Annotated in this window: 14 protein-coding genes; 10 read left to right on the forward strand and 4 right to left on the reverse strand. The window is 40.8% G+C overall.

Features of this window, described 5'->3' with window-relative positions; all coding sequences use genetic code 11:
• Positions 1 to 112 precede the first annotated feature (112 nt).
• On the forward strand, positions 113 to 1,327 hold the full coding sequence (fabB, locus tag ABMY35_RS09440) for a beta-ketoacyl-ACP synthase I (RefSeq protein ID WP_349285976.1): 1,215 nt from the start codon (positions 113 to 115) through the stop codon (positions 1,325 to 1,327).
• Positions 1,328 to 1,461: 134 nt separating this feature from the next.
• Here fabB and metG read toward each other — a convergent pair whose 3' ends face one another.
• Positions 1,462 to 3,489 carry a methionine--tRNA ligase gene (gene metG / locus ABMY35_RS09445; RefSeq protein WP_349285977.1) on the reverse strand — a complete coding sequence of 676 codons (2,028 nt, stop codon included), beginning with the start codon at positions 3,487 to 3,489 and terminating at the stop codon, positions 1,462 to 1,464.
• Positions 3,490 to 3,659: 170 nt separating this feature from the next.
• Between metG and apbC the strand changes: the two genes are divergently transcribed.
• From apbC to ABMY35_RS09460, 3 genes are all read left to right on the forward strand, one after another.
• A complete protein-coding gene (gene apbC / locus ABMY35_RS09450; protein WP_349286125.1) occupies positions 3,660 to 4,733 on the forward strand; it encodes an iron-sulfur cluster carrier protein ApbC in 1,074 nt (357 codons plus the stop codon).
• 3 nt (positions 4,734 to 4,736) lie between these two features.
• The gene (dcd, locus tag ABMY35_RS09455; RefSeq protein WP_058029501.1) at positions 4,737 to 5,330 is read left to right on the forward strand and encodes a dCTP deaminase; all 594 of its coding nucleotides are present in this window, start codon (positions 4,737 to 4,739) and stop codon (positions 5,328 to 5,330) included.
• A gap of 104 nt (positions 5,331 to 5,434) precedes the next feature.
• Positions 5,435 to 7,903, forward strand: a complete 2,469-nt coding sequence (locus ABMY35_RS09460) for an EAL domain-containing protein (RefSeq protein WP_349285978.1) — start codon at positions 5,435 to 5,437, stop codon at positions 7,901 to 7,903.
• On the opposite strand, the gene ABMY35_RS09465 is transcribed toward ABMY35_RS09460, so the two are convergent.
• Positions 7,872 to 8,648 (reverse strand): CLCA_X family protein, encoded by a 777-nt coding sequence (locus ABMY35_RS09465; protein WP_349285979.1) that lies wholly within the window; start codon positions 8,646 to 8,648, stop codon positions 7,872 to 7,874. The two genes, ABMY35_RS09460 and ABMY35_RS09465, sit on opposite strands and share 32 nt — an antisense overlap.
• A 2-nt stretch (positions 8,649 to 8,650) precedes the next feature.
• A complete protein-coding gene (locus ABMY35_RS09470; RefSeq protein ID WP_349285980.1) occupies positions 8,651 to 9,250 on the reverse strand; it encodes a tRNA-uridine aminocarboxypropyltransferase in 600 nt (199 codons plus the stop codon).
• A 112-nt stretch (positions 9,251 to 9,362) separates the two neighbouring features.
• Between ABMY35_RS09470 and ABMY35_RS09475 the strand changes: the two genes are divergently transcribed.
• Both ABMY35_RS09475 and ABMY35_RS09480 read left to right on the forward strand, forming a co-directional pair.
• Positions 9,363 to 9,710 carry an Hpt domain-containing protein gene (locus ABMY35_RS09475; RefSeq protein WP_349285981.1) on the forward strand — a complete coding sequence of 116 codons (348 nt, stop codon included), beginning with the start codon at positions 9,363 to 9,365 and terminating at the stop codon, positions 9,708 to 9,710.
• A gap of 82 nt (positions 9,711 to 9,792) precedes the next feature.
• Entirely contained in the window at positions 9,793 to 11,007 is a 1,215-nt protein-coding gene (locus tag ABMY35_RS09480) for a pyridoxal phosphate-dependent aminotransferase (RefSeq protein WP_349285982.1), read from the forward strand.
• A gap of 57 nt (positions 11,008 to 11,064) precedes the next feature.
• Here ABMY35_RS09480 and ABMY35_RS09485 read toward each other — a convergent pair whose 3' ends face one another.
• Positions 11,065 to 12,099 (reverse strand): LacI family DNA-binding transcriptional regulator, encoded by a 1,035-nt coding sequence (locus tag ABMY35_RS09485; RefSeq protein WP_349285983.1) that lies wholly within the window; start codon positions 12,097 to 12,099, stop codon positions 11,065 to 11,067.
• Positions 12,100 to 12,391: 292 nt separating this feature from the next.
• Here ABMY35_RS09485 and pgi point away from each other — a divergent pair, with 292 nt between their 5' ends.
• The 4 genes from pgi (at position 12,392) to ABMY35_RS09505 (ending at position 19,750) form a co-directional block, all read left to right on the forward strand.
• Positions 12,392 to 14,032, forward strand: a complete 1,641-nt coding sequence (gene pgi, locus ABMY35_RS09490) for a glucose-6-phosphate isomerase (RefSeq protein ID WP_349285984.1) — start codon at positions 12,392 to 12,394, stop codon at positions 14,030 to 14,032.
• 270 nt (positions 14,033 to 14,302) lie between these two features.
• Complete coding sequence (gene zwf / locus ABMY35_RS09495; RefSeq protein ID WP_349285985.1) at positions 14,303 to 15,775, forward strand: glucose-6-phosphate dehydrogenase; 1,473 nt, start codon at positions 14,303 to 14,305, stop codon at positions 15,773 to 15,775.
• A complete protein-coding gene (pgl, locus tag ABMY35_RS09500) occupies positions 15,775 to 16,482 on the forward strand; it encodes a 6-phosphogluconolactonase (RefSeq protein WP_349285986.1) in 708 nt (235 codons plus the stop codon). The genes zwf and pgl overlap by 1 nt, the downstream gene beginning before the upstream one ends.
• A gap of 640 nt (positions 16,483 to 17,122) precedes the next feature.
• Positions 17,123 to 19,750, forward strand: a complete 2,628-nt coding sequence (locus ABMY35_RS09505) for a TonB-dependent receptor (protein WP_349285987.1) — start codon at positions 17,123 to 17,125, stop codon at positions 19,748 to 19,750.
• The last annotated feature ends 43 nt before the right edge of the window (positions 19,751 to 19,793 follow it).

The following is a 19,793-nucleotide window of genomic DNA, read 5'->3' on the forward strand; positions in this document are numbered from 1 at the left end:
ATTTAGTAAAAAACAATTCAGAGTACGTGTGTAAGCTGGAAAGCTGACCACTTGAGGTCACAATTCAAAGTAGAATACACAGAATTTAGAAATAAAATAAAGGGAATCACCCATGAGAAGAGCCGTTATTACAGGTATCGGTATTGTATCGAGCATCGGCAACGACAAGAACGAAGTATTAGAGTCTTTAAAAGCGGGTAAAAGTGGCATCGTTTTCAATCAAGAATTCGCTGACTACAATCTTCGTAGTAATGTTTCAGGTAACATCGACATCGATGTTAAAGCACACGTAGACCGTAAAGCGCACCGCTTCATGGGCGACGCTGCTGCATTCTCTTATATCTCAATGGCACAAGCGATTGAAGATTCTGGTCTATCTGAAGAGCAAGTGTCTAACGAGCGCACTGGCTTAATCGTTGGTTCAGGTGGTGGTTCTTCTAAATACCAAGTAGAAGCGGCTGACATTCTTCGTGAAAAAGGTGTTAAGCGCGTAGGTCCTTACATGGTTCCTCGTACTATGGCATCAACAGCGTCAGCATGTCTTGCAACGCCTTTCAAAATTAAAGGTGTTAACTACTCAATCAGCTCTGCTTGTGCAACATCAGCGCACTGTATCGGTAATGCGGTAGAGCAAATCCAACTTGGTAAGCAAGACGTTATTTTTGCAGGTGGTGGTGAAGAGCTTCACTGGACACTGGCAATGGAATTTGACGCAATGGGCGCGCTTTCAACTAAATATAATGAAACGCCTGAAAAAGCATCTCGTACGTATGATGCTAACCGTGACGGTTTCGTAATCTCTGGTGGTGGCGGTATCGTTGTCGTTGAAGAACTAGAGCACGCACTTGCTCGTGGTGCACACATCTATGCTGAAATCGTAGGCTACGGTGCTACATCTGATGGTTACGACATGGTTGCACCATCTGGTGAAGGCGCTGTTCGTTGTATGAAGCAAGCAATGGCAGACGTTGAAGGTGATATCGATTACCTAAACACACACGGTACATCTACACCTGTAGGTGACGTGAAAGAGCTTGGCGCAATTCAAGAGTTATTCGGTGAAAAATCACCAGCTATCAGCGCAACGAAAGCAATGACTGGTCACGCACTGGGTGCTGCAGGTGTTCACGAAGCTATCTTCTCACTACTAATGCTTGAAAATAACTTCGTAGCGCCTTCAATCAACGTTGAAGAGCTAGACGAGCAAGCGAAAGGTTTAGACATTGTAACTGAGCGTCGCGACGTTGAGCTAAACACGGTAATGTCTAACAGCTTCGGCTTCGGCGGTACTAATGCAACGCTTGTGATGCAAAAGTACAAAGGCTAATACTTAACAGTTTTAAGTGTTACCAAGGATACAGCCCAGTCAATTGACTGGGCTTTTTTATGCGTGATGTTTTTTGGGAGTTATAGACACAAAAAAGCCCGCAAGATAGCGGGCTTTTGACGTGTAATTGTTAATTACATGACACGCATGCCAGGCTCTGAGCCTTCATCTGGGTTCAGAATGTAAATTTCTTTTCCACCCGGGCCCGCTGCCAGCACCATGCCTTCTGACATACCGAAACGCATCTTACGCGGTTTAAGGTTAGCGACCATAACCGTTAGTTTGCCTTCGATATCTTCCGGTGCGTAGGCTGACTTAATACCTGCAAATACTTGGCGCGTTTCACCACCTAAGTCTAACGTGAGTTTAAGCAGCTTTTCAGCGCCTTCTACATGTTCAGCTTTAGCGATTTTCGCAACACGTAAATCAACTTTAGCAAAGTCGTTGAACTCGATTTCATCTGCAATAGGCTCTTTCGCAAGCGGGCTATTAGGGTCAATCTTTGGTTTATTCGCCGCTTCTAAGCTTTCTTTTGACTCTTCAACCATTTTGTTTACTTTATCCATCTCAACACGTTGCATTAGTGCTTTGAATTTGCTGATCTCATGGCCAACTAATGGCGTTTGTGTACTTTCCCAAGTTAATTCTGTATTTAGGAAAGACTCAACGTTAGCAGCCATGACAGGAAGTACTGGTTTCAAGTAAGTCAGTAGCACTTTGAATAAGTTCAAACCAAGAGAGCATACTTGGTGGGCTTGTTCTTGTGTCTCTTCGTTCTTGATTAATACCCAAGGTGCTTGTGCATCGATGAACTGGTTTGCTTTGTCAGCAAGAGTCATGATCTCACGGATCGCTCGGCTATATTCACGGTTTTCATAATGATCAGCAATGGTATCTGATGCATTTTGGAACTCAGCTAATAGCTCAGGCTCCATGATCACATCACTTAACTTGCCGTCAAATTTCTTAGTGATGAAACCAGCACATCGAGACGCGATGTTTACAACTTTACCAACCAAGTCAGAGTTCACACGTTGTGCGAAGTCTTCCAAGTTTAAATCTAAGTCAGTGATGCCACTGTTTAGCTTAGCTGCGAAGTAGTAACGTAGGTATTCTGGGTTTAGGTGGTCTAAATAAGTACGCGCCTTAATGAAGGTGCCCTTAGATTTAGACATTTTCGCGCCATTTACCGTTACAAACCCGTGTGCGAATACATTAGTTGGCTTGCGGAAATTCGCGCCATCTAGCATTGCAGGCCAGAACAGACTGTGGAAGTAAATGATGTCTTTACCGATGAAGTGGTAAAGTTCAGCATCAGAACCTTCGCCCCAGAATGAATCAAAATCTAAGCCTGATTTGTCACATAGGTTTTTGAAGCTGGCCATGTAACCAATCGGTGCATCTAGCCATACGTAGAAGTATTTACCCGGTGCACCTGGAATTTCAAAACCAAAGTAAGGCGCGTCACGGCTGATGTCCCATTGCTGCAAACCTTCAGCAAACCATTCTTCTAGTTTGTTTGCCATTTCAGCTTGCAGACTACCTGAGTGTAGCCACTCTTTAAGCATGTCTTCAAAAGCAGGTAGGTCAAAGAAGTAGTGCTCAGAATTTTTTAATACTGGGATCGCACCAGACATCGCTGAGCGAGGATCTTTTAGCTCAGTTGGGCTATATGTTGCACCACAAGCATCACAGCTGTCACCGTTTTGATCTTCAGCGCCGCACGTAGGGCAAGTACCTGTTACGAAGCGGTCTGGTAAGAAAATTTCTTTTTCTGGGTCAAATAGCTGAGAAATCGTACGCTTCTTGATATGACCTTTGTCGTTCAAACGGTTGTAGATCAATGCGCTTAGTTCTTTGTTCTCTTCACTGTGTGTGCTGTGGTAGTTATCAAACTCAACGCTGAAGTCTGCGAAGTCACGTTGACGCTCGACACTCACATTTTTCACCATTTCTTCAGGTGTAATGCCTTGCTTTTGTGCATTGAGCATAATTGGCGTGCCGTGCGCGTCATCAGCACAGACGTAATAAGTTTCATGACCACGTAACTTTTGAAAACGTGACCAAATATCAGTTTGAATGTACTCAAGCATATGACCAAGGTGAGTTGGACCATTGGCATACGGTAAAGCACTAGTGATGAGAATTTTTCTCTTGCTCATAAACGGTTCCATGAAATTTAAGTGATGTTGCTTAACTATTAAACAAACCACTAATTTGAGCCAAAATAAGGAACATTAAAGCCTTAGCTTAGCTGAATTGACTGGTGTTAATGGGTTGAATGTTACATAATTCCGAGGTCTTTTTCATCATTCGAGCACGTTTTATTTTTATGTTTGGACTCAATAAACTGTTTGGCAAACTTAACCCCGAAAAAACGGCGATTTTGACCGCATTATCTCAGTATAAAAGTGCGGTATTTCCTTTTGGTATCGCCAATGACTGGGTAGAAAAAGTAGATAAAACGAATGACGGTTTTGAGGTGCGCCTTAATTTACCTTTTGCAGCAAAAGGTGCGTTATTAGACATTGAAGCTGAACTGCTCGAGAAAACACAGACAAAAATCAGGCTAAGTGCTGAAATTGCATTAACTTCAACTAATAAATTCAAACAAATAAAACACATTGTCTTAGTTGCATCGGGTAAAGGCGGAGTCGGTAAGTCGACTTGTGCGGTGAACCTAGCTTATTCGACGGCTGCACAAGGTGCCAAGGTCGGTATCTTGGATGCTGATATCTATGGACCGTCTATTCCATCTTTGTTTGCTTTAGAAAACGAAAAACCAACAACAAAAGACAATAAAACGCTGCAACCCATTATCAAAGATGGCATTAAAATGCAGTCTATTGGTTTTTTAGTGCCTGCTGACGATGCCACGGTATGGCGAGGCCCTATGGCTTCTCAAGCACTTAACCAATTATTGAATGAAACAAATTGGGGAGAGCTGGATTATTTATTTGTTGATATGCCGCCTGGCACAGGTGACATACAGCTCACCATGACGCAAAAAGTGCCAGCCAGTGGTGCGGTGATTATTACTACACCACAAGATTTAGCCCTTGCCGATGCACAAAAAGGCATCGCGATGTTCAATCAAGTAAATTTACCTATACTGGGTCTGATTGAAAATATGAGCCATTACATTTGTGGCCATTGTGGTGGCAAAAATCATGTATTTGGTCAGCAAGGGGGAGAGCGTTTGGCGAGCCGCCATGGCGTACCATTATTGGCCGAGATTCCTTTAGATATTGAGATCAGGACTCATTCTGAGCAAGGTCTTAATATTGCAAAACAACCTATAAAAGCAACAGAACATTACACAGCATGCAGTCAACTTATCGCGAGCATGCTGCATTACCAATCAAGCACAGACTCACAAGTTGAGATTGTGATGACGGACGACTAAGAAATGAGATTATCTGATACCCATATTAAACAAGCCATTGCAGATCAAAAAATTATTATTGAGCCTTCACCAAGTGATGACATGATCTCAGGGATCACCCTTGACTTGCGTTTAGGTAATAAGTTTCGTGTATTCCAAGATCATGGCGCACCATATATCGATTTAAGTGGTCCAAAAGACAAACTAAACGATGCTATGGAATCTATCATGAGCGATGAAATTGAACTGGGCGAAAATGAACAGTTCTTTTTACACCCCGGTCAACTGGCTCTGGCAATGACCTATGAATCAGTGACTTTACCTGCGGATTTAGTGGGTTGGTTAGATGGTCGTTCTTCTCTTGCACGTTTAGGTTTAATGGTGCATGTGACTGCACATCGAATTGATCCAGGCTGGTCTGGCAACATTGTGTTAGAGTTTTATAACTCAGGCAAGTTACCGTTAGCACTACGCCCAAAAATGAAAATTGGTGCGCTCAGTTTTGAAACCATGACAAGTCCAGCTGAGCAGCCTTATAACGCCCGTAAAGATGCGAAATATAAGGGCCAGAATAGTGCGGTGGCTAGCCGTATTAGCGACGATAATTGTAATAATTAAATCAATATAAAAGATTAAATTTATTTACACTTTTAATCTGGCAGAACCCAAAAAAACCGACATAATTACATCTTAGGCGGCAAGCTTGAATTCAAGGAGATGGTATGTCGGTTTGGGCTTTGAGAGTTTTAGCAATCATTTTGTTACTTGCTTTTTCAAAAGTAAGTGCAAAGGAATTTGGTGTCTTCTATCTTGAAGGTTCGCCCAACATACAGTTTTCTATTCTAGATGTAATTCAAGACGATGCTCGTTTTGTAGTTCAAAGCGCGAACACTTTGCCTATCACTTCAGGGCAAAAACATTGGTTCAAGGTAGAGCCTAATTTGATGTCGTTTCCCGACAGTTTTCATTGGGTGCTTCACACCGATCAACTACCTAAAGGTCAACTGTCTTTCTATTGGGTTCAATCCGGAAAGTTAATCAGTAAATCGGTTTTCTCTCGTCTTAACAATAGTGCACCTGAATATAAGACTTTTCCACATATAAGGCTAACTTCGCGAAATAGCGATGTAGCTATTTACATCGAAGCGAATAATCCAGATAACAAACAACTAAGTGTAAAGCTATCTACTGCAGAAGAGTTTGATAATTTAAAACAAACACGTCAGTTCTGGTACGGCACTGAGCTTGGCTTACTTTATTTTGTCGGCTTATTTATGTTTTTAATGGCTGCAACAAGCAAATATAAGTATCTTGCATATTTAGGCGGCTATTTCACCTTTATCGCATTGCAATATAGTGTGAACACAGGGGTCATTTATTTTTATCTTCCAGACTTAGCTGCCGATTATGTGTCATCTTTAACCGCTTCTTGGTTATTTTTTAGTGCTGCTGCTTGCATCATGTTTAATGCTAAGTTTTTTGCATTGAAGCAGCATTATAAAAAAGCCTACAGAGTGGTTCAGACAACCGCGCGATTTCTTTTGGCGGCAGCCTGTTTTATTTTAATTTTTCAATCATCAATATCAACAGCTGCACAAGTTGTAAGCTTTACAGCTTTAATGACTTGTATGCTGACCATTTATTATTTTGCATTTATAAGTCAGCGGCCTCTGATAAAACTGATGTTTATCGCTTGGTTGCCCGCTTTATTCATTGAAATAGGCCGATTAGGTCTTGAATCAGGGGCCATCGCTCAAAGTGATTTGGTTTGGCCTGTCAGAGTGTTGGTTTTTGTTCATGTCATTCTTATTTGCGTCGCTATTTATTTACTAGATAAGAAAAAGCAGGATTCATTTTTATTTTATAGCTTACATGATAAAGATACCGGCTTGGCAAATCGTCAAGCACTTCAGCAATTCTTGGATACTTTAGTTGCAACTAAGAAGAACCACACAGTTTTAGCGTTTCGACCCATGATGTCGGATCAGATTAAGTTAAGCTTCGGTGTGGAGTATGCAAATAAGCGTTTAAGGGTATTGTTTAAAGAGCTTAAGTCACAAATCAACCCTTATCTTGAAAATGAAAGTGCTCAGCAATCACATCAAATTTATAAACTCTCTGATGGCACTTTTGCACTCGTGTTGATTGGTGACCTCTCCCTGAATCAAATAGAGCAATATGTTTGCGTTATTGTAGGTGTGTTTGAAGAAGGGGTTGAACACAAAGGTTTTCAGCTTTCAGATCAAATTAAAGTAGGAGTTGCACATTACCCGACTCATGCAATTAACGCGGAACTATTGGTACAAAGAAGCTTATTGGCTTTGGCTGATAACCATTCATTTGGGGTCAATTGGCATATTTATGATCCAAGTATAGCGGCTATGGCCGAAAGGCGATTAAAGCTATCAGCATCGCTTCTGCATGCGATACAAAACAATGAGTTGTCACTGTTCTTACAGCCACAAGTATTGCTTTGCACCGGGCAAGTATATGGTGCTGAGGGTTTGTTACGCTGGCATCATCCGGATTTGGGTTTTGTTGCGCCCGATGAGTTCATACCCATAGCTGAAGCTTCAGGGCAAATTAATGCCTTAACTGAGTGGGTTATTACACAGGGGTTAAGTTATCAGAAAGAAATTGTTGAGCTATATCCAAATCACATGCTTTCTTTGAATATTTCTGGTAAGGACTTATCAAGAAAAGAGTTGATAGTGCAACTGATTACTCAGCTAAACGAGCTTTCATTAGACCCCTCGCAAATCATTTTGGAAATCACAGAATCTGTTGCGATTGCTGGTAAAGGTAAACTAAAAGAAACCATCGAAGATTATAGGCATTTAGGGGTCAAAATTGCGATTGATGATTACGGTACGGGTTACTCTTCACTTGCATATTTAAGCGAACTTGGTTTTGATGAACTAAAAGTAGATAAACAATTTGTCATGGATATTGAAACTTCGAGCAAAAATCAAACAATCTGCAAGACGACTTGTGATATGGCAAGAAGCTTAGGGTCAATGGTGGTTGCAGAAGGGGTCGAGAACTTAGCAAGTTACAATAAGCTTATGCACTATGGCTGTGACATAGCACAAGGTTATTTTATTTCGAAACCCATTAAGTTTGAAGATTATATGCAGTGGTTGAGCCAAGCTAATTTAGCTATCGATGTAAAGCAGCTCCTAGTGCGTTGAAATAACGATAAATATTAGTTTCTAACTGCTCTCTAAGTGTTTTATCGGGAAAGCCCCCTTGTTGGGCGAGCTTACTTTTTTTGACGCCAGACACTAAGTAGTGGTTTTTAATTTCAGTATGGTGGCCGATGCAGGATTCAAACGCGCGGGCTGTCATTTCTTGCGGACGGCTGAAATAATTTTGTTGATAGGTTTTATCGAGCATAATCGACTTTTTAAAGAAGGTGCTTTCTTGCTGACCCGTTTCATCTAAAAAGCAGTGTTTGTAAAAGTTTGAGAGTTCATCATTCAGTGGGTGAGGGTGATAAGACGCTTCAGTAAGCCATTTCACTGAGGCAAAATCAAAATATTGGCTGTTTGGGTATAAGAACTTACAGATGTAATGATCAAAAGCATGCCACCATTCATGGGCTAGTGCCCCAGCACCAGCATTTTTAGCTAAAGCGAGTATTTTTCCATTGCTGTCATAATGAGCTTGCACACCTTTTTGTCCGCCAGAGCCAAAACTTAAACTGAGTGTTTTTCTTAAACCAATGACTTCAGGAGGTATATTCAGTATTTGTGTTAAATCAGCGAGGCTGTCGTAAATTAAATTAGCAGCGATAAAACGCTCTTCTTTCGTCACCCAAGCGCCGACCGTGATGGTTTTAAAGCCAAAGGTACGTTTAATATCTTCAAATAAAATTTGATCACCAAACCTATAATCTGGTCCCTTTCTATAAAAGTCACTCGTTAGCCTTGCCATAGTTATTCTTCAAAGTACCTTGCTTTAACATGTTCGGGCATAAACTTGGTTTGTTGTTCAATCATGCCATTTAGCAGATTCAGTAGAGGTTTATTATCACAGCCGTCAACAATATGAACAAAGTGCCCAACCGCTTCTAAAGTTGAGAGGCTATAAGCTTGTTCTGCTTTACGGATACGGTATTGGTTTTCAGGTATAGTTGAAAAGCTGATTTTTTGTAATGACTGCAGCCAAGGGTTTAAAGCAAAAATTTTATTGGTTTTCTTCCAAGTCCCATCAATAACCACCAAATGCGAGAGCTGTGGAACAAGTGCTGAGCAGTTATGTACATCAATAGTATCTTTGCCCGGATATAAAAGAGCAGTGCTTTCTTTAGGAAGATCATTGAGAACTGATGCGAAGTCACGCTCGGTTTCACCAACAACAACTTGTATATCGCTTAATTGTAGTTGTAAAAGACGGACGGTATTTTTAGCTAGGTTCAGTTCGTCAGGGTGCTGCAAAATGACAATCTTGGTGCGATTTTTTACTTTTTTAGTGACATATTCACAGACACACGTTGTTACAGGATAATGACATTTTGTACAGTTTGTTCTTTTCATTTTCGTTTTCAAGCTCGTAACCTAAGCTGATTTTATCATATTGAAGATTATCTTTTGCCATCATCCAGGTATTTTACTACATTATTGAAAGATATAACGAAAGAGAGCAGTTATGAATGTAACAATCAATGAAGATGCGCTGGCCGGGATGCAGGCTCTGCTAGGAGAGCAATTTGCTGATACGGTGGTGTTTTGCTGTAGCGAGTTTGAAAGGCTCGAAAATGAACTGAGAATGGCATTGAACAATGATAAACAAGAAGCCATCCGCCATGCTCATAGCTTAAAGTCAAATGCGGCTCAGTTTGGTGCGATTAGCCTTAGTAATCTTGCGCGTGCGATTGAACAGGGTCTTATTCAAGATGACTTGGCTAATATGGACGATAATATGGCACGATTGTCTGCTCAAGTCTCTGGTTCAAAATCGCAACTATTACAATGGCTAGAAGCAAATTGCAGCTAGAATAAAATTCATTTCATTTATCTTATTTCCCTCTAGTTTTTGCCGTGTGCTTTAGGCTATGCTGGCTCTATTGGGGGGAAATATGTCAAAAATTACTAAAAGTAATAAATTACATGGCGTTTGTTATGACATTCGCGGTCCTGTTTTGCAACAAGCAAAGCAGATGGAAGATGATGGTTTAAAGGTTTTAAAGCTAAATGTAGGTAACCCTGCTGCTTTTGGTTTTGATATGCCAGAAGATATGCACAGAGACATCATTCGCAACTTGTACTCAGCTCAAGGTTACTGTGATTCAAAAGGGCTTTATTCTGCTCGAGTCGCTGTTTATCAACATTATCAGCAAAAGCAATTACCACATATTAGTGTAGATAACATTTACATTGGTAATGGGGTGAGCGAGCTTATTCAGATGACTACTCAAGCGCTGTTAAATTCGGGTGACGAAGTACTTATTCCAGCCCCGGATTATCCGCTTTGGACTGCGTCTGTGAAGCTATCGGGTGGTAAGCCAGTGCATTACATGTGCGATGAAGAGCAAGACTGGTTCCCAGACATTGCTGATATTCGCGCTAAAATCACAGATAAAACTAAAGCGCTGGTGTTAATCAACCCAAATAACCCGACAGGGGCAGTTTACGACAAAGCACTGTTAGAAGAGTTGGTTAAGGTTGCACGTGAGCACAATCTGCTTATTTTAAGCGATGAGATTTACGAAAAGATACTTTACGATGGGGTAGAGCACTTCTCTATTGCTGCGTTATGTGATGACCTGCCTGTTATTACTTTTAACGGTTTGGCGAAAACTTACCGCGCTGCTGGCTTAAGAATGGGCTGGATGATCTTAAGCGGAAATATAGAGGCGATGAGTGACCTAATTACCGGTTTAGATATACTGGCTTCGATGCGTTTATGTGCCAACGTACCAGCGCAGTTTGCCATTCAACAAGCACTTGGTGGGGTGCAATCTATCGATAATTTAATCGAGCCCGGCGGGCGATTATATGAACAAAGAAATATTGCATACGAAGGACTTAACGCCATTGATGGGATCAGTTGCGTAAAACCTAAAGGGGCGCTCTACGCGTTTGCGAAAATTGATGTAGAAAAGTTTAATGTCACTAATGATGAGAAAATGATGCTGGACCTATTAAAGCAAGAAAAAATATTACTTGTGCATGGTCGAGCTTTTAATTGGTGCAGACCTGATCACTTCAGGTTGGTTTTCCTGCCTCACAAAGATGAATTGGTTCCAGCAATGGACAAAATGCAGCGATTTTTTGCAAGTTACAAGCAGTAAAAAAGAAATAAACATAAAAAAAGCGCCAACCGGCGCTTTTTTTATGTTTATTTCTTTTTATACAGGCGCAGGACCTGTGCTTTCCCGAACCACAATAGACGGTGTAAAGTTTGTAATGATGTCTTTTTCTTGCTTACGGCTGCTGCGTGCCTTACTAAACAGTAAACGTGCTGCATGTTCTGAAATCACGTTATTGGCTTGGTGAGCGGTTGTCAGTTTTGGCCAAGTCTGGCGAGAGAAGGGTGAATCTTCGAAGCCAGAAATAGACAGTTGCGCTGGAATTTCAATGTTCATCAAACGAGCTGCAAATAATGCCCCCGCGGCAACCTCATCGTTACCGCCTAAAATAGCGGTTACACCAAGCTTGTTGTTATCAGCCAAAAGGTGTTTTGCACCGTTGACGCCCGACTCGAAAGAGTAGTGGCCTTCAAAAATCAGTGATTGATTAAAACTGATATTGTTATCGGCTAGTGCTTGTTGGTAACCCGCTAATCGTTCAGCTGTTGATTTGTGCTCTTTATCACCCAACACAAACGCAATATTTTTGTGGCCGTGTTTAATAAGGTGCTCTGTGATTTCGTATGCTGCCGCGAAGTCATTCACTAAGATGCAGTTGCTTCTTCCTTCATTCTGTTCTTCTCGACCTGATAGTAAGCGAACATACGGCATATTCATTTCATCAAGCATGTCGATGATATTTTGTTGTTCTGAAAGTGGTGGTGTTAGCACAAGACCTGCAAGGCGAGAGCGTTGGATCATAGTTTTGAACTCATCCTGCATTTGGTCATCAGTACTGCTACAGGGGTGAATAACCAACTCAAAGCCTTCATCTCTACAACGAGAAAGTACACCATTTTGCATATCAATCACGTAATAAGCATTCGGGTTATCATAAACAAGCGCAACTGCGAATGAAGAAGTACCAGCCAGATTTCGCGCTGCGATATTAGGTTGATAGTTCAGTTCTTTGACGGCTTCCATAACAAGATCATAAGTCTTTTTACGTACAGAAGGCTCTTTGTTGATAACGCGAGATACGGTCTTCATAGACACGCCAGCTAGTTTGGCAACGTCATTAATAGTCACTTTCATAATTTATTATTCTTCAGCGTGAGAGAGCGAAACGGGCTCTTATTTCATTAAATGGTAATGATGATTAACTATTTTAACCAGGAAAGGAAATAAATAGCATCCTATCTGGAAATAAAAATTTGACTGATACCGGTGTCATTTTAAAAATAATCAGGTATTATCCACATTCTAAAATTGGAAATTAGCCAATTGACAGCGTTGTCATTTTAACTTATGGTTAACTCTGTCGAGTAAATTTAGTGCCGTTTTCAATATACAAGTATGTGCACAATCGTGTTTAGAGGAATGAATTATGAACTGCCGAAGTGAACTAAGTAGCTGGCAAGCACTTGAGAAATCTGCAGAAAGCTTGAAGCAACAACATTTGAAGTCGTTATTTGCAAACGATGAAAAACGTTTTGATAAGTTCTCTACTCAGATCCCAGGTATTCTTTTCGATTACTCTAAGCAGCTAATTGATGATTCAACATTTGCTCAACTTATGAAGCTTGCCGAGCAATGTGATATTGCAGTTTGGCGCGAAAAAATGTTTTCAGGTGAAAAAATTAACATCACTGAAAACAGAGCTGTGTTACATACTGCACTAAGAAATCGTTCGAATTCAGTGGTTGAAGTAGATGGCGAAGATGTCATGCCATTAGTAAACGCTGAGCTGGAAAAAATTAAAGCATTCACCGAAAAAGTGCGTTCAGGTGAATGGTTAGGCTTTACAGGCAAGTCAGTAAAAGATGTGGTTGCAATTGGTGTAGGTGGTTCTAACCTAGGCCCTCAAATGGCAACTGAAGCTTTAAAAGCTTACGCAGATGACACATTAAATGTTCATTACGTTTCGAACGTTGATGGTGTGCAATTACATGAAGCACTTGCAGGCTTAAACCCTGAAACTACGTTATTTGTGATTTCTTCAAAAACGTTTACAACGTCTGAGACCATGACTAATGCACGTTCATCAGTTGCGTGGTTCTTAGAGTCTGATGCAACAGATGCTGATATTGCAAAACACTTCGTTGCAGTAAGTACAAACCTTGCGAAAACACGCGCGTTTGGTATTGCAGACGTAAATGTATTTACCATGTGGGATTGGGTTGGTGGTCGCTTTTCTCTTTGGAGTGCTATCGGTTTACCTATCGCACTTTATTTAGGTTACGAGCAGTTTGAAGCTGTGTTGGAAGGCGCTTTCGAAATCGACGAGCACTTCAAAACGGCTAAATTTGAAGACAATATTCCGCTGATCATGGCACTTTTAAGCGTTTGGAATACCAGCTTTTTAGGTCATACAGCACAAGCAATTTTGCCTTATGATCAAGCGCTACATATGCTTCCAGCGTACTTACAGCAGGGTGAGATGGAAAGTAATGGCAAGCACGTATCATTTGATGGTCGCCAAGTGCCATATACAACTGTGCCGCTAATTTGGGGAATGACAGGTATAAATGGTCAGCACGCATTTTATCAGTATTTACACCAAGGTAATACAATTGTACCAGCTGATTTCATTTCGTCATTGAAGCCACAACATAATGTTGGCCAGCATCACGATATTTTATTGTCGAACTTTTTTGCACAAACTGAAGCCATGATGGCAGGTGTTGATGCGGAGCAGGTTCGTGCAGATTTAACCGCAAAAGGCAAATCTGAAGCAGAAATTGAGCAATTAATTGCACACAAAATTCATCAGGGTAATCGCCCAACAACCTCTATGATATTAGATGTGGTTGATGCCAAAGCGGTTGGTCGATTAATCGCTTTATATGAACACAAAATTTTCTGCCAAGGCATTATTTTAGAGATTTGTTCTTTTGACCAATGGGGTGTTGAACTTGGTAAAGGTTTAGCATCAGCGATTGAAGCAGAATTAACACAAGAAAATGTTGAGCACCAACACGATAGCTCGACAGCTGGATTAATTGCTTATTACAAGCAAAATCGTTAATGGATTTCGCCTCATCCGAGGCACACCGGTTTCACGCAAAGTGAAAACAATACCTTTGAACGGGTAGCGCTGGAGTTCTTAGGGCCTGTATTTTTGTGAGAGGAATTACAGAGCCCCTAAGACTCATTTAATCTTTTTCATCACTCCAGACCCCGTAAAATGCAAACGAATTCAATACCGCAAACCAAGCTTGCTTGGTAAACTACCCAGTAAGCAAGTATGTAGCGCGCCAGAGCCAAACGACGCGCCTAACCATGTAGAGAGTAAATTATGCTTAACCCTTTTGATATTGTAATTTTTGGCGGTGGTGGTGATTTAGCACTTCGTAAATTATTGCCAGCGATGTATAGAGCTTATCAAGAAGGCAACTTACCTGAAGGCTCTCGTATTTTGCCAACCGTTCGTGGTCAAGAACAACAACAAGAATACATTGAAACGGCGCATCAGGCACTTAAGTCATTCTTATCTGAAGGCGAGTTTAATGATAAAGATTGGCAGGCGTTTTCAACTTATTTAGTCCCTGTTGTGATCAACGTGACTGAAGCGGATGATAATTGGGATAAATTACACAAAATTCTAAATTCAGACGCAGAAGACAAGTCTCGCGTGTTCTACCTATCACTGCCTCCTGCAGTATACGGTCAATGTTGTGAAATTTTATCGACTAAAGGCCTTATCACTGAAACGTCACGTGTCGTGGTAGAAAAGCCAATTGGTTACTGTGGTAAGTCTGCAGAAGAAATTAATGCGCGTATCGCGGAGTTTTTCAAAGAAGAGCAGATATTCCGAATTGACCATTACTTAGGTAAAGAAACAGTACAAAACTTAATGGCATTACGCTTCTCGAATGCATTATTCGAAAACCTATGGGATGCCAAAACCATTGATAATATTCAGATCAGCATTTCTGAAACCGTGGGTTTGGAATCTCGTGCCGGTTTCTATGACAAAGCAGGTGCTTTGCGTGATATGGTTCAAAACCACCTGTTGCAGTTACTTTGCTTGGTAGCAATGGAATCTCCGCATAAGTTAAATGCAAAGAGTATTCGTACAGAGAAATTAAAAGTACTTGAAGCACTTCGCCCTTTACTCGGTGAAGATGTAGATAATAATGTGGTACGCGGTCAATATGTACCAGGTGAGTTAGGTGGCAAAATTGTCCCAGGTTACCTAGAAGAGCTTGCTGAAGGCGCGAGCACAACAGAAACCTTTGTGGCTATTCGAGCGCATATTGATAACTGGCGTTGGTCAGGCGTACCTTTCTACCTAAGAACGGGTAAGCGCATGAAGCAACGTTGTGCCGAAATTGTGGTTGAATATAAGCCTGTTTCACACAATGTATATGGTAACAATGTAGGTCCTGTTCAGCCTAACCGCCTTGTTATTCGTCTGCAACCAGAAGAGAGCATTCAACTGACGTTGATGTCTAAAAAATTAGACAAGCACGAAATGCAACTTCAGCCTGTTACGCTAAATATTGAGTTAAGTGAACAGTACGAAAATGGGTTTCACTCAGATGCATACAAACGCCTTATGTTAGATGCAGCGGCAAATAACCCATCACTGTTTATTCATAGACAAGAAGTTCGTCGTGCATGGAAATGGATTGACCCAATTATTGCTCGTTGGCAAGAAAAGGGGACACCATCACTTTATCGTGCGGGTTCATGGGGACCAGAGGCGGCAGATGAACTATTAGAAGAGTGTAGCCATAAATGGTTTAACGTAGGAGAGGGCGCATAATGGCTAAGTTAACAGAGCGTTTTTTTGATTCAAAAGATCAAATGACAAAAGCCTTGTCTACTTTATTAAAAGAGCAATTGTCGTCAGGTATTGAGCAAGATGGTAAAGCCGTGCTTATGGTTTCTGGCGGTTCATCACCTGCTCCAGCTTATAAATATCTGGCAAACTTAGAATTTCCATGGGAAAAAGTATCAGTTGCTATGGTTGATGAGCGCTGGGTAGATGCGACTCATGAAAAGTCTAACGAGGTATTTATTAAGTCAACGCTTCTACAAAATCATGCGACAAAAGCAAACTTTGTAACAATGAAAAACTCGGCAGACACTGCAGTTGCAGGGCAATCGGAATGTGAAAAAGCCTATGCTGAATTAAAAACAGCAGATGTTACTATTTTAGGTATGGGGCCAGATGGTCATACAGCCTCTTTATTCCCTCATGCTGATGGTTTAAAGAATGGTCTAGAAGGCACCGACAAAGTATGTGCAATTAATGCAATTGAGAGTGAAGTAACAGGTAGTATCACTGAGCGTATGAGTTTAACGCTGAGCGGTATTGCAGATGCTCGTAAAGTGGTATTGCTTATTTCTGGTGATGAGAAAAAAGCGGTGTACGAAAATGCTAAAGCTGAAGGCTCAGAATACGATGTTCCTTTACGAGCAGTATTGAATCACCCAGATATTGATTTGACGGTATTTTGGACACCTTAATTCATTAACGTTTATATGACTGAAAAACGCGCCTAATGGCGCGTTTTTTGTTTAAGGGCTCACTAACTTTCTTACATTAATGATTCATACATTCTTAATTAGGTGCTCTAGTTCCGAAGTACGCTTAGAAAAAAGGGGGAGCCATTTAAAGTTTTATCAATTCACTACCATATATAGAGTTAATTTAACTTTTCGAAGATTTAATAGAATTAAAAACAAATAGAGATAGACAGAATTGTAATTAAATATGTATAATGACAGCGCTGTCATTGAGAGTGGTTATCACCCTTGAATGCTTCTGCCAAAGCAATTAACTCTTTATGTAGACCTAGAATTGAGATCCACAAGGACATTATGTGGCTCAGTTTAATGGTCCGACTTATCCCTTTTATCTATCCACAAACAAACTTTTTGTGCTATATTCAGCTTGTTTTATGTAACAAATTATCAAACATATCCGTAAAAGTATTAATTTTTCAAAGCGTTAAACTTGTTGTTGAATATTTTTTGAGTAGTTCAATAAAAAAAATGTAGCGAAATTGTAATTTACGGTGTATGGTTTGTTATTAGATGACAACGCTGTCATCTTCACTGGGCAGAAGTGAATAAAAAACCAACAAAATGATTCAAGGGGAATCCTGTGTTAGCTAATAATTTTAAGAAAAGCTTAATCGCCGCAAATATCGGCATTATTCTTACCGCTGGTGTTTCTACCGTTTCTTACGCAAACGAAGGAACTAAAGCTCAAGAAGACGTTGAAGTAATCGAGGTTCGTGGTATTCGACGTTCATTAAAAGAGTCAATCAATGCTAAAAGATTTGCAACAAGTGTTGTTGACGCAGTTTCTGCAGAAGATATTGGTAAGTTCCCAGATAGCGATGTAGGTGAAGCCTTAGGTCGTATTCCTGGTGTTGCTGTAAACCGTCAGTTTGGTCAGGGTCAGCAAGTTTCTATCCGTGGTGCTTCAAACCAACTAACGCTTACTACTCTAAACGGTCAATCAGTAGCTTCTACAGGTTGGTATGACCAACAAGCAATCGACCGTAGCTTCAATTATTCTTTACTACCGCCTCAAATGATTTCTGGTATTGAAGTATTCAAATCTTCTCAAGCTGATATCGTAGAAGGTGGTGTTGGTGGTACAGTTAATGTAATCACTCGCAAGCCATTAGACTTAGATTCAAATACAGCTTTCTTCTCTGTAGAGGGTGAGTACTCTTCTGAATCAGATAAAACAGACCCTTCATTATCAGGTTTATATAGCTGGAAAAACGCTGATGAAAACTTTGGTGTTTTAGCTGCTGTTGCGTTCGAAGATTCTACGTATGTTCGTCGTGGTAACGAAGCTTCGTATGCGTGGGCTGGTGCTGAATCAGTTAACTACTTTGAACAAGCACGTGAGAGAACTTCAATCGATTTCACTGCTCAGTATGCAATTGATGATTCTTCAGAATTAGTATTCCATTACATGGGTCTAGAGCTGAAAGCTGATAACCATAACAACAGCTTATTCCTTTTCGTAGACACAGAGAATAACTGTGAGAAGCGTTTAAAAAGTGGTGTTTGTACTATTCGTCAAAACGAAACGGCTGATTCGGCAGCTAACCCTACATTCCTTCAAACATTTGCACGTTTTGCATCTATGGAGTCGGAAGTCATTGATTTAGCATACAACTTTGAAGGTGAAGGCTACAAAGTCGAAGCACGTGTAGGTAATACTTCAGCCGAAGGTGGTACTGACCTAACTATCAACCACGCATCTTGGATTGGTACAAAAGCAGATGTTACAGGTTTAAAAGTTGATAACTCTGGTAAAGCTTCGCATGTTTACCTACCAAAAGGTGGCTGGAACATCTCTGAGTATGACAAAGAGTGGGCTGGCGTTGGTCTTCAAAACTGGGCATCACAAATTGCACCTAACAAAGACGAAGAAACTTACTTCCAGTTAGATGTTACTTTTGACCTTGACGGTGACCTAGTAACTAGCGTTAAAACAGGTGTACGTTGGACTGATCATACTGTTGAGAAGAAGTCATATCGTCCAACTCACGGCGAACACAACAAGATTGATGCGACTCAATACTGGACAGGTAAAGACGCTGCTGGTACACAAGATATCGGTATTCCAACTCCAGACATCAATGCAATGCGTGCAAATGCAGAAGCAACGTTTGGTACTTGGTATGAAGACCGTGCAGGTTTCTCAACTGTAGACGAAGAAAACCTAGCTCTTTACGTAATGGCAAACTACTCTGGTGAAAACTACCGTGGTAACTTCGGTGTTCGTTACATCTCAACAGATGCTTCATCAAGCTACTACATGCCAGATCCTGAGTTTGTAGATCCAAATGGTATCGCACAGAACAACGGTCTTAGTTCAAATATTGTTAAAGACACTGGTGATTACTCAGAATTCTTACCAAGCTTCAACTTTGCATATGATGTAAATGAAGACACAATTGCTCGTTTCTCACTAGCTCAAGTAATCTCTCGTCCTAACTACGACGACATGTTCGCAGCATCTGCGATTTCAGGTTACGGTGATACTCAGCGTGGTAATGAGTCAGTAACTAAAGGTAACCCTAACCTACAACCGTACAAAGCAACTCAATCTGATTTAGGTATCGAGCATTACTATGGTGACGCTAGCATGATTGCGTTAACTCTTTTCTACAAAGACGTTAGCAACTTCACAACTACAGATACACTATTGAATCAATCAGTTGGCATTACTGACCCTGTAACAGGTGCTGATAGCTGGCAGGTTAACACACGTGTTGACGGTACTGGTGGTGAAATCTTTGGTTTCGAGTTCCAATCACAGCACGAACTTGGTCATGGTTTCGGTACTTTATTTAACTTCACATTCGCAGATGGTTCTGTAGAAGCGTCTAACTTCTCTGATGCAATCGGTGTATTCTCTGATAGTTCAAAAACAACTATCAACGCAGTTGCATACTATGAGCAAGATGAACTAAGTGTTCGTTTCGCTTATAACTGGCGTTCAGAGTACATGATCCGTGAAACAGGTTTCTACGGTAACCGTCGTCATGATGACTATGGTACTTTAGATTTAACTGCAAGCTATAACATCAATGATAATCTAACTATCCGTTTCGCTGGCACTAACTTAACAGGTGAAGACAGTGTTCAGTTTGGTGATGCAGCGTCTCCTGCGGGTACTAAGCCTTCACTACGTGATGGTTATGCAGCATGGTCTTACTCAGGTGACACGCGTTACTCTGTAGGTATCGACTACCGCTTCTAATCATTTATGATATTATAAAGCCCTGTTAATTCAGGGCTTTTTT

Origin of the sequence: Pseudoalteromonas sp. BZB3 (assembly GCF_040104455.1) — a bacterium.
GTDB lineage: Bacteria > Pseudomonadota > Gammaproteobacteria > Enterobacterales > Alteromonadaceae > Pseudoalteromonas.

Excerpts from the sequence above, each read along its gene's own strand:
- ABMY35_RS09485 (WP_349285983.1), bottom strand. The coding sequence starts at position 12,099 with ATGAAAGTGACTATTAATGACGTTGCCAAACTAGCTGGCGTGTCTATG.
- pgl (WP_349285986.1), top strand. The coding sequence starts at position 15,775 with ATGGCTAAGTTAACAGAGCGTTTTTTTGATTCAAAAGATCAAATGACA.
- apbC (WP_349286125.1), top strand. The coding sequence starts at position 3,660 with ATGTTTGGACTCAATAAACTGTTTGGCAAACTTAACCCCGAAAAAACG.
- fabB (WP_349285976.1), top strand. The coding sequence starts at position 113 with ATGAGAAGAGCCGTTATTACAGGTATCGGTATTGTATCGAGCATCGGC.
- ABMY35_RS09460 (WP_349285978.1), top strand. The coding sequence starts at position 5,435 with ATGTCGGTTTGGGCTTTGAGAGTTTTAGCAATCATTTTGTTACTTGCT.
- metG (WP_349285977.1), bottom strand. The coding sequence starts at position 3,489 with ATGAGCAAGAGAAAAATTCTCATCACTAGTGCTTTACCGTATGCCAAT.
- ABMY35_RS09475 (WP_349285981.1), top strand. The coding sequence starts at position 9,363 with ATGAATGTAACAATCAATGAAGATGCGCTGGCCGGGATGCAGGCTCTG.
- ABMY35_RS09470 (WP_349285980.1), bottom strand. The coding sequence starts at position 9,250 with ATGAAAAGAACAAACTGTACAAAATGTCATTATCCTGTAACAACGTGT.
- zwf (WP_349285985.1), top strand. The coding sequence starts at position 14,303 with ATGCTTAACCCTTTTGATATTGTAATTTTTGGCGGTGGTGGTGATTTA.
- ABMY35_RS09465 (WP_349285979.1), bottom strand. The coding sequence starts at position 8,648 with ATGGCAAGGCTAACGAGTGACTTTTATAGAAAGGGACCAGATTATAGG.
- dcd (WP_058029501.1), top strand. The coding sequence starts at position 4,737 with ATGAGATTATCTGATACCCATATTAAACAAGCCATTGCAGATCAAAAA.
- ABMY35_RS09480 (WP_349285982.1), top strand. The coding sequence starts at position 9,793 with ATGTCAAAAATTACTAAAAGTAATAAATTACATGGCGTTTGTTATGAC.
- pgi (WP_349285984.1), top strand. The coding sequence starts at position 12,392 with ATGAACTGCCGAAGTGAACTAAGTAGCTGGCAAGCACTTGAGAAATCT.